The 17,910-nt window shown below is 45.1% G+C and carries 12 protein-coding genes; 10 read left to right on the forward strand and 2 right to left on the reverse strand.

Going from position 1 to position 17,910, the window contains the following annotated elements:
- Positions 1–63 precede the first annotated feature (63 nt).
- The 7 genes from HQN88_RS38320 to HQN88_RS08010 all read left to right on the forward strand — a co-directional run bounded on the left by HQN88_RS38320 (position 64) and on the right by HQN88_RS08010 (position 10,692).
- Positions 64–1,860: a cache domain-containing sensor histidine kinase gene (locus HQN88_RS38320; RefSeq protein WP_173109876.1), complete on the forward strand. Its 1,797-nt coding sequence runs from the start codon at positions 64–66 to the stop codon at positions 1,858–1,860.
- Positions 1,861–1,865: 5 nt separating this feature from the next.
- Positions 1,866–2,954, forward strand: a complete 1,089-nt coding sequence (locus HQN88_RS07985; protein ID WP_173109878.1) for a helix-turn-helix domain-containing protein — start codon at positions 1,866–1,868, stop codon at positions 2,952–2,954.
- Between the two features lie 121 nt (positions 2,955–3,075).
- Positions 3,076–4,356: a hypothetical protein gene (locus HQN88_RS07990; protein ID WP_173109880.1), complete on the forward strand. Its 1,281-nt coding sequence runs from the start codon at positions 3,076–3,078 to the stop codon at positions 4,354–4,356.
- 252 nt (positions 4,357–4,608) lie between these two features.
- Complete coding sequence (locus HQN88_RS07995; protein ID WP_173109882.1) at positions 4,609–6,264, forward strand: PucR family transcriptional regulator; 1,656 nt, start codon at positions 4,609–4,611, stop codon at positions 6,262–6,264.
- Positions 6,265–6,386: 122 nt separating this feature from the next.
- Positions 6,387–7,502 carry an alanine dehydrogenase gene (ald, locus tag HQN88_RS08000; protein WP_173109884.1) on the forward strand — a complete coding sequence of 372 codons (1,116 nt, stop codon included), beginning with the start codon at positions 6,387–6,389 and terminating at the stop codon, positions 7,500–7,502.
- A 559-nt stretch (positions 7,503–8,061) separates the two neighbouring features.
- Positions 8,062–9,708 (forward strand): hypothetical protein, encoded by a 1,647-nt coding sequence (locus tag HQN88_RS08005; RefSeq protein WP_173109886.1) that lies wholly within the window; start codon positions 8,062–8,064, stop codon positions 9,706–9,708.
- Between the two features lie 24 nt (positions 9,709–9,732).
- The gene (locus HQN88_RS08010; RefSeq protein WP_173109888.1) at positions 9,733–10,692 is read left to right on the forward strand and encodes an acetylxylan esterase; all 960 of its coding nucleotides are present in this window, start codon (positions 9,733–9,735) and stop codon (positions 10,690–10,692) included.
- Between the two features lie 17 nt (positions 10,693–10,709).
- Here the strand turns inward: HQN88_RS08010 and HQN88_RS08015 are convergent, their stop codons facing one another.
- Positions 10,710–11,627, reverse strand: coding sequence for an AraC family transcriptional regulator (locus HQN88_RS08015; protein WP_173109890.1), 918 nt, complete (start codon positions 11,625–11,627; stop codon positions 10,710–10,712).
- A 1-nt stretch (position 11,628) separates the two neighbouring features.
- Positions 11,629–11,835 (reverse strand): YrzA family protein, encoded by a 207-nt coding sequence (locus HQN88_RS08020; RefSeq protein ID WP_056614891.1) that lies wholly within the window; start codon positions 11,833–11,835, stop codon positions 11,629–11,631.
- 182 nt (positions 11,836–12,017) lie between these two features.
- Here HQN88_RS08020 and HQN88_RS08025 point away from each other — a divergent pair, with 182 nt between their 5' ends.
- The 3 genes from HQN88_RS08025 to HQN88_RS38325 are packed head-to-tail and all read left to right on the forward strand — an operon-like array spanning position 12,018 to position 17,879.
- The gene (locus HQN88_RS08025) at positions 12,018–13,772 is read left to right on the forward strand and encodes an ABC transporter ATP-binding protein (RefSeq protein ID WP_420794139.1); all 1,755 of its coding nucleotides are present in this window, start codon (positions 12,018–12,020) and stop codon (positions 13,770–13,772) included.
- A complete protein-coding gene (locus HQN88_RS08030) occupies positions 13,756–15,576 on the forward strand; it encodes an ABC transporter ATP-binding protein (protein WP_173109892.1) in 1,821 nt (606 codons plus the stop codon). Before HQN88_RS08025 ends, HQN88_RS08030 begins: the two co-directional genes overlap by 17 nt.
- 38 nt (positions 15,577–15,614) lie before the next feature.
- Entirely contained in the window at positions 15,615–17,879 is a 2,265-nt protein-coding gene (locus tag HQN88_RS38325; protein WP_274318774.1) for a GDYXXLXY domain-containing protein, read from the forward strand.
- Positions 17,880–17,910 lie beyond the last annotated feature (31 nt).

The raw sequence follows: 17,910 nt of genomic DNA on the forward strand, positions 1-17,910 counted from the left end.
CTCGACCGGGTTTCCCGGGAGAGGGTTGTTCTTCTTCACCTGTATGGGGGTGCAGACGCAGAAGTGTGGAAGAAAATACATGCATCCTTAAAGTGGAAGCTGGTTAGCCTGCTCATCGTTATCATTGTGTCAATGGTGTCGATGATCGGGTTTTTCAGCTATTATGATACGTCCCGGACCATAAGGCAGGACGTATCACATTTCAGTGAGCAAATCTTGCGCCAAGCCAATCTCAATCTGAACCGACAGTACATGGAATACGAGCGTGGACTCCTGGTTCTTGGAACAAGCAATGAGTTCACGGAGTGGCTCAAAGTTGATCCAACGGACAGGTTCGAGCTTATTTCTGGCTTCCATTCTTTGGAACGTAATTACTTGCGGTCTTTTCTTGTGCGCCAGCCTGAGATCATGTCCATATCCATGTTATCGGATAGGGGCGGCGAATTTAATTATGCACTCACTTCTGGGTTATCTAAGGATTATTCGATGGCCAACGAGCCATGGTTGAGTGAAGTCGGTCGGCTTGAGAAGGTTCATCATCGTGTCGTTCAAAGTACCGCATACGTGAACTATAAAAGTAATCCGGAGCAAGTGCTTATCTTGTCGATGGCTGGACAATTCGGTGAGCCTGATGCCAAAGGATTCCTGAAGATGGATATCTCATTAGAACCAGTGCAAACCATTCTCAACCAGATGCAGCTTGGGGATAAAGGTTTAGGACTTATTGCCAAACCAGATGGAACCATCTTGGTTCACCAGAATCAATCGAAAGTGGGCAGCGTTCTGGAACCTGATATTACCGAACAATTGACTGCGCAAAGCGGTACTTACCTTCGGAAAGAAACACAACAGCTGATTGTATTCGATACGATCTCTTACACTGGTTGGAAAACAGTCGCCATATTATCCAATCAAGATATTACGTCCAGTATCATTAGGGTTCGAAACGTCACAATCGGGATCGCATCGACGGGGATTATACTTGCCATCATTCTTGTCGCGTTGGTTGCCACTTCGATCACAAGCCGGTTGTCCAAGCTCAGATCCCATATGAAGCGGGCTCAGTATGGTAATTTCAGGGATCGCATTCATATTGAAGGTACGGACGAAGTGTCAGATTTAAGCCATTCCTTTAACCGGATGTTAAATGAACTCGAAGACTCGATCCTACAGTTGACGGAGACACAGTTGATGCAGCAACGAGCCGTATTCTCTGCGATGCAGTCTCAGATTCGCTCTCATTTTTTATATAATTCACTAGAATCAATTAATTCTATGGCTCATTTAGCTGGACATACGGACATCGAGAAGACCTCCATCTCGTTATCTCGCATGCTTAGATACACATCCAACTACCAGGATATGCTTGTGAAGCTGGAGGATGAGATTGCTCATGTCAGTCACTATATGAATATAAGCCGAATCCGTTTCGGAGAGGAAGTCAGCTATGGGATTCATATCCCAGATGACTGCCGAGAGGTACTCTGTTTAAAAGTTATTCTTCAGCCAATTGCTGAGAATGCGATCAAGCACGGCATTGAAACCACCGGTGAGCCGACCCGTTTGGAGGTATCTGCGCAGCGGGACGGTGACTTCGTCTCTATCATTTTTGAGGATAATGGGAAAAACTACGACGAAGAGCGGCTGGAAGCTTTCCGTACTCGACTGCTTAAGGTGACGCCATCGGAAGAAGAATACGCCTCGCTCACGAATGTCGGTCTCTTAAACGTTCATTTCCGTTTGCAAGCCTTTTACCAGATGAATGGTGTAGGAGTGGAAATAGATAAAGGAAGCCGTCATGGGGGCGTTAAGGTTACCGTAAGGATTCCCTACAGATTGAACAAGCAAAAGGAGCGATAGCCGAAATGTTCCGTGTACTTATCGCAGATGACGAGCACCTTATTCGGTCGAGTTTGACCAGCAAAATCGAGCAGTTCAGCGAGGAAACAGTTGTTTCAGGCTTGGCAGCCAACGGTGTGAAGGCACTGGAATGGTTGGAAGAACATTACGCGGATATATGCGTGACGGATGTCAAAATGCCGCTAATGGGCGGATTGGATCTGATTGCGAAGGTCAACGAGAGATATCCCTGGATGATTTCTGTGGTCGTTTCCAGCTATGATGAATTTGAATTTGCCAAAACAAGCATGCAGCTCGGAGCTATCGATTATATTATCAAGCCTGTGGACCAGGGGCAGTTGAATGGAGCACTTGCCCGTGCAATCGGTGAGGTTGCCTCGCAGCGGCGAGCGGAAGCCGCCATGCTGTTCATGCGATCGATTCCTCATCATCAGGATATGCTGCAGCGTTGGGTGCTGCAAATCCAGACGGTTCAACTCGAGACGCTTCCGCTTCTCGTCGTGGATACTTTGGAAATGTTGGAGACTCTAGCAGGGGACCGATTCTATCTGTTAAATCCACTCTCCATGGCATGGTTGGAAATGATTGTGGAAGAGCTCAAGAAAGAAAAGGTAAAGATCGAGCTTCAAGAGGGTAAGGATTTGGGCCTCTGGGAGAAGACGATTCTGCAGAATAAAGTGCGCAGCTATTTTCGGTTGTGTGCAGTACGCCGTCTGGAGGAAGGGGCACAGCGTATTTTTGCAGTCACGCAAGCTGTTAAGGACCAACCTTCCCGCAGGGCGATAGAAGAAGTAAAAGCATTCATAAACGACCATTACGCGGATAAGCTAAATCTGCAGGAAATTGCAGACCGGGTTGCGATAAGCAGGAATCATTTCGCCCATTTATTCAAACAGGAAACGGGTACGACGGTTTGGAACTATTTGATTCAAATACGGATGGGAAAAGCGAGAGAGTTGCTGCTTGGCACCGATAAGCGAATTTATGAGATTGCACACGATGTAGGATACGATAACAGTGTTCACTTTTCTCAGGTATTTAAAGATCAGTTTGGCTTAACTCCCGCTGAATTCAAAAAACGAATGGAACGTTAAGTCAGATTCATTTTCCGACGATTCCGATATATATCGTGCCATGACCTCATTGTGACGCAGGTCCAATTCTCCTACAATGAAATTAAAGCGTTCTCATTGATTAGCTCATAGGAGGAATAACATGAGTCAATTCTATAAAGTAGAGCAATCCAACGGAAATTGGTCGTTTATATCGCCGCAAAACAAACCTTTCTATTCTGTAGGTGTAAATGGTGTACATAATCAGATTGTGGATCAGGCACATTGGCTGAAAACGGATCTGGTACACAAATATGGCGGGAATCGCGAATGGTTTCCCAAATGGGCTAAGGAAAAGCTAAGTCAGGTTGGGCAGTTCGGCTTCAACACATTAGGCGCTTGGCATGAACCCTACTTTTGGGGAAACGGCATTCCGAAAACCGTTGAAATCCGCATGTCTAGATTTGCGCCGAAGGTGAATACGGATTGGGGGACAGGCTTCCCTGATGTTTTCGACCCCAAATTTCATGCTTCTGTGGAACGCGCATGTCTGGATTGCTTTATGAGCGGACGTGGCGAAGCGCTACTGAACGATCCGGGCGTTATTGGGTATTATACCGATAATGAAATACATTGGTGGGGACACGGGGGCAAATGGGGCAACAATGACCCTGGCAACGGCGCTAACGATACGAGCTTAGTTGACGACTATTTGGAACAGCCGGCAAGCGGGTACGGCAAGTTGGCTTGGATCGAGATGTTGAAGAAACATCACAACTCGATTGAGGTTTTGAATGAGACTTGGGGAGCGGAATATACGGATTTTGAAGATTTGGCGCATATTGCGGTTTACCGAGCGGATCATCCGGAAGCGCTGGGAGCGGATAAAATGGCTTTCCTTCGTCGGATTGCAGAAGTGTATTACCAAACGACATCGGCAGCGCTTAAACGATACGATCCAAACCGGCTAAACCTGGGGGATAGGATGGTTGGAACGAGTACGCCTGAGATTGTTTTTGATGTAATGAAAGATTATACTGATGTGATTACGCTGAACTTTTACAGCTTCGACTTGCCTGAACGGTGGATGAGTCACATTCATACTCGAACCGGATTACCGATGATGATCACGGAATTCAGCTTTTGCGCTGGCGCGGAAGCAGGATTTCTGATCAATACGAACGGTGCCCGTAATGTTCTTGTCCGGTCTCAAGCTCGCAGGGGCGAAACGTATCGCAACTTTGTGGAAGAAGCGGCGCGTATACCCTGTGTTGTGGGAACACATTGGTTCGCCATGTATGACTATGGGAATCCGCAAGGCTTGATTGGGAATTATGGGTTGCTTGATCTTGCAGATGAGCCCTATGGAGAGTTCGCGGAATTGGTTCGTCAAGCGAATGAGGAAGTGCTTGGGATCAGACATTCGCATTCGAAGGAATTGTAATTAGGAGAAGTTGATTGTACGCATGGATCATACGCCGCTAGCTCATTGTTATTGGAGCTGGCGGCGTTTTCATGTTCGAAAGCAGATGTTAGCGTGAGTATATGAAACCATTTGGGTTTTCGTGTACACTTAGCATGAAGCTTAACGAACACTAAACTGATATATCCACAAATACTCCTTCACAAAGATTGTGGATAACTTTTGGCGAAGCGTAGAACGAGAACGAGAACGAGTAGAGAGAAGTGAGTTCACATGCATCAGAACTATCAATTAACTGTTGAAGAGGTCTTAGCACGTCCATCTTTTCAACATGCCTATATCGCGGCTGGCAAAATGGGTTTAGGCCGATTGGTCCGCTGGGTTCATATCATCGAGGTAATTCAGTTTGAACAACTGCTGCAAGGTGGCGAGATGATTCTAACGACGGGGGCTGCCTTCAAGAACGACACGAAATCGTTCATGACCTATTTTGAGCAGCTCATCCACAGAAACGTAACCTGTCTCTGTATGGAGATGGGACACTATATAAGTTCAGTTCCTCAAGAATGGATAGATGCGGCAGAGGCTCACGATTTCCCGCTCATTATTTTCCCAGAAGCGGTTCGATTTATTGATATCACACAGGACATCCATGCTCATGTTATCAATCAGCATCACAAAGCACTTCAGGATTTGGAGAAAATATCGCGCGAATTCCATCGCATGACATTGACCTCCCAAGGTGTCACACACGTGCTTGCTTTATTGCAAAGCAGCACCAAAGGTCAAGTTATTTATGTGCCAGTCGATGCTGGGCCGAAATTCACTCCGCCGCTTGGTAAACGGGAGTCAGGGCAATGGCTGGCTTTCCTAGCAAGCAGAAGTACAGAAACTGGATATGATGAAACAGGGGCAGGGTTGTATTTTGAAGACATAGAAGGCCAATCCGTTATCGTTCAGCCTGTTGGAGCTATGGGCAAAACTTGGGCACACATTCTGCTAGTACTTGATCGTAAGCCGCTGGAATATGAGTATTTAATTCTAGATTCAGCCTCCCTGTCTATTGCACAGGATTTGTTGCGGAAACGGTACATGGAAGAAAGAAAATTGTATTCGCAAACCCTGTGGGTGGATGATCTGCTTCATATGCGCATTCTAGAGGAGGAGCAGATCAAGGATCTGATCGGTGCTGAATTTAAACGTCTCAATGTATTAACCTATCAAGTCGTTTTGATCGAATTTGAGCAGGAGCAAGAAGAAGGCCAGACCTTGGAAGATGATGGGATTGAATCTACAGGGCTGCATTTGTCGCTTGCGGCTAGATCGATTTTTGAGGGGCAGCACTTCTATCCCTTAATTACGTTAAAACATAACAGACTTGTCGTTCTAGCCTTCGATAAAGCTCCTAATAAGCCAGCGAAGGAGCGCTTGCAGCATGTGCTTGAGTCGCTTCAAGGGATAAAGGATCACGCAGGGACCCGATTGAAGACTGGTATTGGCCAGCCAATACAAAGACTCTTGAATGCGCATCGCAGCTACCAAGAGGCACTCCAGGCGTTGTCATTAACCGTTACGCTGCAGCAGAAGAATGTGATGTTTTATGATGAGCTCGGCGTATTTGAGCTGTTATTTCATATCGGTGACAAAGGAGTTCTAGCGTCATTCGTGCGATCCTATCTTGGTCCGATTATTGATCACGATAGCCAGAAAGGCAGCGAGCTGCTGCGAACGCTTAAAGTGTATCTTGACCATGATGGGTCGAAGCAAATCGCTGCTGGGCAACTTTTTATCGTGAGACAATCTCTCTATTATCGATTGGACAAAATAGAAGAGCTGCTTGGCGCTGATTATATGCTTCCTGAGAAAAGATTGGCGCTGCAAGTAGGAATCAGAGCCTATCAGCTGCTTCATCCAGAGAAGAAATTGTGAAAAGAAAAGCAGAAGTATTTTGACAAATTGTCTAATGGCATGATCCAGATTCTCTCTTATACTTGGAGACAAGTAGAGAGCGATCCTTGCGTTAGGGGGTCCTCAAGAGAGGTTGATGGGGCATGATTATCGGCGTTCCTAAAGAAATTAAAAATAATGAGTTTCGCGTTGGCATGACACCGAGCTCGGTGCTTTCATACAAACAGGCAGGACATGAAGTACGGGTTGAAACGTTGGCAGGATACAGCATTGGTTTCACAGATGAAGATTATGAGGTGGCAGGTGCGACGATCGTTGCAACCGCAGCGGAGGTATGGTCATCGGAGATGGTCGTCAAAGTGAAAGAACCTCTGCCTGAGGAATATGGCTACTTTCATGATGGATTGATATTGTACACGTATCTGCATCTTGCTCCTGAAGCGGAATTAACGTATGCCCTTGTTAGTCAAAATGTAACAGCTATCGCCTATGAAACGATCCAGCTCGATAACGGCAGTTTACCGCTCCTAACGCCGATGAGTGAAGTGGCTGGACGCATGTCTGTGCAGATCGGTGCTCATTTTCTAGAGAAGGCTCACGGTGGCAAAGGCATTCTGCTCGGTGGTGTCCCTGGCGTTGAGCCGGGCAAAGTAGCTGTGATTGGTGGCGGTATTGTCGGAGCTAATGCGGCCAAAATGGCCATCGGCCTCGGTGCTGACGTGACAATCATTGACTTGAATGCCGACCGACTTCGTCAATTGGACGATCAATTTCAGGGCCGAGTGAAAACGGTCATGTCCAATCCCTATAACATCGCTGAGGTCGTACGACGTGCGGATCTCGTTGTTGGGGCGGTACTGATTCCTGGTGCTCGCGCACCTCGGCTCGTGACCGAGGAGATGGTAAGAACGATGAGTGCAGGCAGTGTAATCATCGACGTTGCCATTGATCAGGGGGGATCGATCGAGACAATCGACCGCATTACGACCCACGATCAGCCTACCTATGTGAAGCATGGAGTCATCCATTATGCGGTAGCCAATATGCCGGGAGCCGTGGCGCGCACCTCTACATTGGCGTTGACGAATGTCACGACCAGCTATGGTCTGCAAATCGCGGGGAAAGGCTTCGCGCGTGCTGCTCTCGACAACAAAGCCATCGCCAAGGGGATTAATGTGGCACGAGGTCATGTCACGTATCAAGCGGTCGCTGAGGCTCATGGGTATGCGTACACGGATATTTATTCGCTAATTCGATAAAACAAGTTGGAGGGCCTCCGCAGGATTGCGGAGGTTCTTTTTCATGGGCAGGAGATGGTTGACATCAAAATGAAATGGATGATGGAAGTGACGATATGCTTTCGTAGACTAAGAGATGAGAGGGAAGTGTTTAAATTAGTTTTGTACGTTCGGGGATAGATATAGATGGATTTTATACAGTTAGTTCTTGGGGAATTCTGTTGAAATGGAAATTAGATGGATTTTCTGAAGTTAATTTCAGCTGATTTATCCTAATTGAGGAATAGTGAAGAAATTAACTGCATTTTTTACATCTAATCCGATTTTTCGGGGGGATTTAAGCGAAATAGCTGTACATTATCCAGTTAATCTGTTTGCGCAAGCTCAGGAGACGAAAGGGAGCCTCTTGAAGAAGTGTAAGCAACCCAACCCAACCAGCAATCCCCTTAAATTCGCATTGACGCTACATTTATTAACATATAAAATTGGTGAAGTGAAACGTTTCAATTGGAGGATTTTTTCTTTGAATTAGATACTGAAACAAATAAGCTTCATATGTACCTCAATAGGAGATGACAAATTGACTACGATACAGCAACGCCAAGACGAGATTATTGCCAATATTGCACATGCAGCCTATAAACAGCCCGTTCTGAGCAACGGTTTTCTTTTTGAAGGGGACGTGCGTGACAATTTCTATTACGCATCATATCTTTTCGCTGCTTCTGTGGATTCCACGATTGCTTTCGATGGCGATCGCAAAGAGGCGAAGGAGAAAGCAGAACGTGTTCTCCTCCATCTACTTGAGATTCAAGATCAAGATCCAGCTAGTAGCACTTATGGTCATTGGCCACTCAACTTAAGACCAACGCCTCAAGAGGCATCTAAGAATACATTGCCAGTAGAGCTCATGGGGAGCTTGATGGTTTATTTTGCTCAGCGCTATCAAGAGCAGTTGAGTGAAGCCCTCCGCGTGGCTTTTGATACAACACTTCGTCATATTTACGAGAGCAACTTTTATCGGAAACCGCTAACAAGTTATGGTCATCACGAAGCGAAATATACGGCTGCGAAGCTAATTTTCGGACAACGGTATGAAGATGCCGCTTTAGTCCAAGATGGGTACGAAAGTCTGCAATTGACACTCAAACGAGTAATTGCCAATGGAATGACGGAATACGGCGGACTTCCATGGTTCTGGCATTGGGTGCAGGCGTTCACTTGTGCGTGGCAGTTGATTCAAGATACTGCCATCCGCAGCGAGCTTGCTCGCATGCTGGACTATTTATGGAGCGAACGCGCAACGTTCTACTTAGGTGGTGCCTGGGTAGGTCCACACGCGCGGATTTGGCCGCATGATATGCCTAAGGATACGAATGTGCTGCACGATTATGTGCAATTTGGGGACTTCGAGCTGCCGGCTCACATGCCAAGAACCGAATATGCGGGATTCCTTGCTTATGAAGCTCCAGCAGAATCCATTCAAGTTGCCTTGCATCGGTCACCAGTACCCGTCGAGATTAAACGACAAACTCCTAAACAAATCGGTCAAGCCCAGCATGAGAGTGATCATCTCCATAGTTATGTATACTTCACAGAAAGCTTTGCAATGGGCGGTATATGGGAACGAATTCGTGAGTTCGACAACGAACAGCATCGCTGGGATGTTGCGTTCCCGTTAGATCATGTGCAAGGTGTGAATCATGTTTATTTTTTCCATCCGGATTTGGAGCAGCCAGAAGGAGATTTGCGCCATCAGAGCGAATACACAGAAGTGCTTTTTCATAAAAATGTGATTATGGCTTCTTATTCTGTACCAGAGAACCAGCCTGACTATATCAAAGGGTGCTTGCCGCTAGGTGAGTGGATCGAGTCACCAAGTGGTATTTTTGGACGGGTAGGCAACGCCTTGATGGCTGTATACATCCAGCAACCGTATCGTCGTGAGGTTCTGGAGGATCGTTGTTTTGTAACGAGTCGGGGGAGAACGAATGCAGTCGTCGTTGAGTGCCTTGACAGAGCCAATGCAGAGTCACTCGGCATTCGCGATGTTTACCATTTTGCTCAAATGATGGAAGACAAGCAACCTACATACGGTGCAAATAACACGATTACATATACTTCCTTATCTAATCACACGTTGTTGTTAAGCGGCGATCGAGCGGAGGAAATCGGTCCACTAATTGATGGTGAAAAGATAGATTTCACTTCCTATACGGTCGCATAAAATCATGGAAATGAGGATGGACACATGCCTGCAATTGATTATCCTTTAGAAAAGCTACACACGTACGAAGGACGAAATCCAAGACCCGAAGATTTTGATGCGTACTGGGAACGCGCAATCGCTGAAATGAAGGCGGTAGATCCCCAAATCGAGCTTCGCCCAAGTGAATTTCAAGTACCATATGCGGACTGCTTCGACCTGTATTTCACAGGTGTAAAGGGTGCTCGCATTTACGCGAAATACATTCGTCCGAAGAACGTGACCGAACCCCATCCAGCGATTGTTCAATTCCACGGGTACTCCGGTAATTCTGGTGATTGGAACGATAAACTTTCTTACGCAGCACTTGGCTATTCCTTCTTCTCCATGGATTGTCGTGGTCAAGGTGGATTCTCGGAAGATGTTGGCGGAACCAAAGGAACGACCCTAAAAGGACACATTGTACGTGGATTGGACGATCACCCGGATCAGCTCTTATTCCGTGATATTTTCTTAGATACTGCACAGCTTGCTGGTATTGCGATGAATATGCCTGAAGTTGACCCTGCACGTGTAGGTGCAATGGGAGGTTCGCAAGGCGGAGCTTTAACGATTGCATGTGCAGCGCTTGAGCCACGAATCAAGAAACTAGCACCCGTCTATCCGTTCCTAAGTGACTATAAGCGCGTATGGGAGATGGATTTGGCGAAAGATGCCTACCAAGAGTTGAAAGACTTCTTCCGTCGTCATGACCCACAGCACAAACGTGAGGAAGAATATTTCACGAAATTGGGCTACATTGATATTCAATACCTAGCTAATCGTATTCAGGGCGATGTGATGATGGCCGTAGGTCTCATGGACACTGTATGCCCGCCGTCTACCCAATTTGCTGCTTACAATAAAATCACTGCAAACAAAAAACTAGAAATCTTCCCTGATTTCGGACATGAAGGATTGCCAGGTTTCGGTGATTTGACTTTCCAATTTATGTCGGATCTTTAACAAATTAAAAACCACTCTCATTCAATTGATGTGAGTGGTTTTTTGCGCTCAGCTTGCTGCTGACGATATTGTCTTGGCGTGACACCGATCATTTTTTTGAAAAGCTGATTGAAGAATTTCATGTCTTGATAGCCGACAAGAGCAGCAATATCGCTAATTTTATCGGAAGACTCGCGTAAATACTGGCAACACGCTTCCAACCGGGCATGCTGCACATACGTGGTGAAGCTCATACCTGTGAGCTTTTTCAATTGCCGTTGGAGCTGGCGTTCACTCAATGAAAGCTTTGCAGCTGCCTCGACAAGCGTGATCGGATTGCTGCAATTCATTCGAATATAAGTCAGCAAATTTTCGATGCTGTTCATACTAGTTTGAGGAACTTGAGGGAGCCGATCAAACTTCGCGCGATGCATATAGACGAACAATTGCTCAACACACGACTGCATAACAGTAATAAAACCAGTACGCCTAGCTTTATACTCGAAATGTAATCGTTCAAACAACGGTTGAAATTCACCATTTTGTTCATGAAATGATAGGAAGTCTACACCGTCATGAGGATCGGTTGCTTTTTGGAAAAATAGTGGAATTTCTTGCTCTCCCATTGTCACTGCATGCTGAAGTAATTGGTTCATCCATGCCTGCGTGAAAATACAGTTATACACGATGAGCGGTTTGTTCTGATTCGTAGATGCGGGACGAAACACATGGGATATGCCAACAGGCAGGAAGAAGAGGTCGCCTTTCGTAACATTCATACTGACATTTTCTATATAATGGGAACCTCTGCCTTCTGCCACATAGCTGATTTCAATGAAATCATGGGTATGCTGTTGCAAGTCGAAGGATTCATGAACACGATTTACATAAATGGGCAGTTCGGGAACGAAATATAAGTGGCCACCCGATTCCGTAATGATGCGCTTCATCGTCATGCTATTTCACTTTGAAATGAACAACAGCGCTATATAGCATCTTCCCCGCATTCGGGTCGAATACGATGTTGTGCTGGATGGCATAAACATCGAGCATTAGCGCCTTGTTGTTGTCGACTTGATCATTGATTTTCTTTTCAAGCGTTTTTAAATCATAAGCCTGAAAAAACTCAATTTTATTTTCGATTCGATCTAAAATAAAGTCCATGATCCTGCACCTCCTATAGGTCTATGTAAATTTATGACGACTTCTCTTATTATAACGTCAATATCTGATATAGGAAGTAGTACTCAATAGGCGTATACTGGGAAATGCATGGATCGGACGTTTTTAATACATGGAGAAAGACTTACAAGCGAGTCAAAATTGTAATGGGAAGTGATGTCGTTTTGAAGCCTACACGGTTATTGGTTGATTTCTTGCTTAAGAATTGGCCGGTGTATGTGATCGCCGCACTCTTGATTTCGGTAGGGAATATTGTTCACTCGTACTATCCCAAATTGTTAGGCATGTTTACGGACCAGCTCCAGAAGGGTGGACTAAGTAAAAGTTTAATTGCACAGTACAGCGTGCAGCTGCTAGTAATTGGCGTGACCTTTGGCGTATTGTGCGCGATTGGACAATACATGATTATGCGGAGCGGTCGGCGTTTCGAGTTCGAAACGAGAAATCGGTTATTCGATCATTTTACCCGGCTCGGAGCAACTTTTTATTCTCAAAATGGCGTCGGTAAACTGCTGAGTTATGTGATGAATGATGTGACCGTTATTCGAGAGTCCATCTCCTTGGGGATCAACCAGATTGTGAACTCGGTCATCTTAATTGCGGCTGCGATTGTTTCAATGTTATTTAGCTCCATTCCGTTGTACGTCATTCTGATCTGTATCGTGCCCTTATTACTCATTCCTGTGTTATCGGCTAAGTTCCAGCCAGTCATTAAACAGCGTTCCTTACAAGTTCAGGAAGCATTAGGAACGATGACGGAGTCAGCCGAAGAGCAGTTTGGAGGCATCCGTGTTGCGAAGAAATTCGCAGTAGAACCCATCATGATTAGCAGATTTAGCGAAACGGTCGATCGGATTCGTGACAATCAGCTTCGGTTAGTCCGACTTTCCTCGTTATTTGAAGCGCTAATTCCGTTTCTGGGTGCGGTATCGCTAATTATTGCGATTGCCTTCGGGGGCTATTTGACGATTCATGGCCGTATTACGATTGGTCATTTCGTTGAGTTAACGTTGTATATTCGGATGATGGTGAATCCCTTACAGCAAATTGGGCGTGTCATTAATGCGCTGCAGCGTTCACGAGCTTCTTTAGAGCGAGTCAATGAACTATTAGCGAAGGAATCCGACATTAAACAGAATGAGCTTGCTCAGCCAACACACCTAGATCAGGAAGAGATTCGTATCGAGCATCTGTCATTTGCTTATCCGGATGATGAGGATGAAGTGCTTCATGATATCTCACTGACCATTGAACCAGGGAAATCGATCGGTATTATTGGCAAAACGGGCAGTGGGAAATCCACGTTGATGAAAATCATGCTGCGAATCTACGATCCGCCCGAAGGAACAGTTTGGATCGGAGAGAGTGATATCCGTGATGTGACGCTTGAAAGTCTGCGGAATCAAATCGCTTACGTGCCACAAGAGGGCTTTTTGTTCAGTACATCCATTCGGGATAATATTGCCTTCTTCAAAAGGGAATCCTCTATAGAACAAGTGGAACGTGCTGCCAATAAAGCACAAATATTGTCCAGCATTGTGTCATTTCCAGAAAAGTTTGAGACGAAGCTAGGTGAACGCGGGGTAACCTTGTCAGGTGGTCAACGTCAGCGAACGAGCTTAGCAAGAGGAATTATTAAAGATTCTCCTTTGATGATTCTAGATGATAGCGTCAGTGCGGTAGATTCGGTAACAGAAAAGCACATTATTGATGCGATTAGGAAAGAAAGAACGAATAAGACGACGATCTGGATTGCACATCGGATCTCTGCTCTTAAGCACACCGATGAAATCATCGTGCTGCATGAAGGAAGAATTGTTCAGCGGGGCACCCATCATCAACTGTTAGCCCAAGACGGTTTATACGCGGAGCTGTATGCTATTCAAGAAGGAGGTAACGACGATGTTCAAGCGGAATAAACGTCCACAAGACCAGAGTCAATCGAAAGCTTCCTTTCGTTCGTTAGCTGTGTACGCCAAACCGCACAAGCTCACATTTGCTGCTGTTGTCGTATGCGCCTTGTTAGGTATCGCGGCAGATCTATTTCAACCTTATTTGGTCAAAATTGCGATCGACGATAATCTCATGATCGGGAAAAATGATTTCAGCGCACTGATCATGATTTGCTTGCTGTACGGGGGATTATCCATCTCAAGCATGTTTTTCAGTTACATTCAAAATAATTTGCTGCAATTCGCAGGTCAGAGCATTGTAGCCAAAATCCGGAAGGATTTATTTCAACATATTTTCAGGCAATCGATGTCGTATTATGACAAAACGCCGAGCGGAAGTCTGATCACACATGTGTCCAGCGATACGGAAACGTTGAATCAGTTTTTCACACAAGTGCTCCTAAGCTTAGTTCGTGACAGCATGACGTTGATTTTTATTATCGTGCTCATGTATCATTTGGATCCAATGCTAACGTTATATAGCATGATCGTCATTCCTATCATTGTTCTCATCGCGGTAGGTTTCCGTACATATATGCGCAAAACGTATCAGCTCTCACGATCCAAGTTATCGCAAATGGTAGCGTTCACAGCTGAAAACTTATCAGGTATGCACCTTATTCAAGCGTTCCATCAAGAGAAGGAGCAAATGAGTCGCTTTACGGATAAGAACACTGGGTATTTCAGAGCCAATCTAAGAGAGATCCGAACTAGTGTGTTATTTAACCGCTCTTTTGACATATTGGGGAACTTATCGATCGCTTTTATTACTTGGGTGGGCGGTATTGCTGTCTTCGATAAAGCGATCGAGTTTGGTGTGCTTTACGCGTTTATTACGTATATTAGACAGTTTTTTCAGCCTATTAATAACATCACTCAGCAATGGAATACACTTCAATCTACCCAAGTATCCATGAGTCGGATTTGGAATATTTTCGCGTCGCAACCGGAAGTAAAGGACAAAGAGGTTTCAGAATTGATTCCGCTGGTTAATGTCCAAGGAGACATTCAGTTTGATCATGTTCATTTCGGGTATCAGAAGGATACGGCGGTCATTGAAGATTTGGACTTACATATCGCTCCTGGGGAAATGATTGGTGTTGTAGGCACCACAGGTGCGGGCAAAAGCTCTCTGATCAGTCTACTCTGCCGTTTCTATGACGTGCAGGGAGGCGCTATACGGTTAGATGGTATTGATATTAGGGACATTTCACAGACAGATCTCCATCGAACGATTGGTTTGGTCCAGCAAGAGCCTTATCTATATGCAGGCAGCATTTTTGAAAATGTAAGGATGTTTGACCAATCGATTTCACGTGAGACTGTCATTGAAGCTTGCAAATTGGTCGGTGCGGATGCGCTCATAACACGGATGAAGGACGGGTATGACTCTCGAATTTCCGAGAGGGGCAGCGGGTTGTCGGCAGGTGAACGGCAATTGATTTCTTTTGCACGTATTATCGTATTCCAACCCAAGGTTCTTATCTTAGATGAGGCTACGGCGAATTTGGATTCACAAACCGAGCAGCTGATTCAAACGGCCTTGAACATTGTTGCTGAAGGAAGAACGTCCATTGTGATCGCACATCGAATCTCAACCATTATGCATGCCGATCGTATTATTGTGATGAGTCATGGGGAAATTGTTGAAGAAGGCACACACGCGGAGTTGCTTGCACGTCAAGGCATTTATGAGCAACTGGTACATCATTCACAAGGAAGTCATGCTGCAGAGAACGAAGCGGACGGTCGTATTTCTTCCATAGGCTAAAGATCAGGTACTAGGAATAGATAGTACTTCTCAAATCGGTGATCTCCTGTAGAATTAGAAGCAGAGTAAGAGAGGAGATGAACAGCATGAATTCCAACAAAATCATGGTCCAACTTGGTTATGTTCTAGGGGCTAGTGCTCTTTTAACTGCTATTGGTTACTTCTTTGCATCTAACTGGGAGAAGTTGAACCGATTAGAGAAATTTATTCCTATATTTGTACTTATATTAGGGTTTTACGGGTTATCCGTTTGGCTTTCCCGCCAGGTTGGAAGAGAGTTTCTAAGTAAGTTAAGCTTGTTTGCCAGCTGTATTTCTTTCGGAGTTGGGGTCGGGTTGATCGGCCAAACCTACAACTCACACGCGGATAGTTATAGTTTGTTTCTAGTGTGGTCTATACCAGCTGTTCTGTATGCGATCCTTACAAGGTGGCAGCCCTATTATGTCTTGAGTTATATACTTGGACATCTCGCTTATGGACTGTTCTTCTTTCCCAAATGGGGGAGTTTTTCCGAAGCCGAGGGAGCTACACTCGTCATCTGGTTAGGGCTTGCCATCGTGAACGGCGCCTTGTTCGTCTTGTTTGAGAAGGGCCTCTTGCATTCCCCATTCCTCAAATGGGTGACCTTTCAAGCGACACTTTGTATATTCGTTATTATGTCGGTGTCCCATATGTTCGAGAACTATGGGATTTGGATGAACTTGCCGCTCATTGCAGCGCTGGCAGCAGCCGTCCTATATGCACATCGAACACAGAGTAAAGTCTATCTACTGTTCGCAGGGCTTTGGATTTCAGCCGCGATTACTACGAAGTATGTTGAATTGATTATTGAGTACCATAATGAACTGTTCTTTATTGTGAGCTTGTTGTTCGTTATCGTGTTTATCGGTGCGAATGTGATGTTTATGAACTATGTGCGCGCTTGGAAGCCATCGGCTGAGAATAGTGAAACGGGAACAGATGTAGAATCAACAACGGCAACCAAAGGCGACGGAGACTTCACCAAGTGGATCGTACGTGTGCTTACGATTTCTGTCATTATCATCGGTTCCCTTTTAGGAAGTTTCACACTGATTGGGCTCGTGACGGTTGTGTTGGGGTTTGATGAGCCTGCAAATATTTTAATCGGATATGGTTTTCTAGCTGTGATTGGGATGCTAGCCGCACGAGGGTTCAATGTATTAGCTCGATTTACGATTTTGATAAGCGGACTCATGTTGGGTACTGGTGCTGCTGTTGTTACAGACAAAACATTAATGCTGCTCATCTATTTAGCCTTAACACTTGTGGCTTTTGTATTTTTACAGGGATTGATTACACGAATACTTTTCTTCCTAGCTTCAATAATTATCTTAGCCTTTGTCCTATTTGATTGGAACAACAGCGGCGTTGCTGTTCTTAGTATTCTTGCTGGTTTGCTCTTCCTGCTGTTCGCTGGTGGTCAGGTTATTCGTCTATCAACATTCCGTGAGCCCGTATTATACAGCAGCTATCCTTCTTTCTTGTTAGCACTGTTTTCTTTAACCTTTATCACAGAATCAGGCTGGTACTATACTACGAATGTCCTATTCTTTGTACTTGTTCTAGCGGCAGTTCTGATAAGTCGAAAGCTTCATATCAAATGGATATTTGATTGGTCGATGGGCTTCTGGATCGCTTTCCTTGTATACAAATATTACGATTTGGCGTGGAAGCTTCTGCATAAATCCATTAGCTTCGCGATAATCGGTATTCTGATCATAGGAATCACAGTATGGATTGAGAAGAAGAAGGGACTTGAACCAGACGATGGTTCGCTTCTGCAAACTGGTTATGGTACGAATCGTTGGATTATAGCCTTACTAGTGTTACTTCAAATAGCGGCTATGTCTTTGCAGATTGGTAAGAGTGAGTATCTACTCAGTCACGGGAAGCTGATCAAGTTGCAGTTGCAGCCGTTGGACCCACGTTCCTTGATTCAAGGGGATTATGTTCGTCTGCGCTATACGATTTCAGAGCCTCCAATCTATCAAGATAACCTAGAAGAACGGACTTCCAAAGGGAAAATAGCCGTTGTTCTAGCACCAAATGGAGATTCAACTGTGTATGAGTTTCGTAGGGAGTATAAGGCTGGAGAACAACTTGCCCCTGATGAAGTCCGCTTGAATGGTGAACGAGAAGGGTATGAAGGAATTAAGTATGGTATCGAGAATTTCTTTATCCCAGAAGGCACCGGAAGAACGTATGAACAGAATGCCAAGTTTGCTGAGGTCAAAGTATCCGCTAACGGGGATGCGATATTAGTCCGATTAACAGAGAAATAAATCAATATTTTTAATAAAGAAAGAATGAGGT

It is taken from the genome of Paenibacillus qinlingensis (assembly GCF_013204845.1).
In the GTDB taxonomy this organism is placed as follows: domain Bacteria; phylum Bacillota; class Bacilli; order Paenibacillales; family NBRC-103111; genus Paenibacillus_E; species Paenibacillus_E qinlingensis.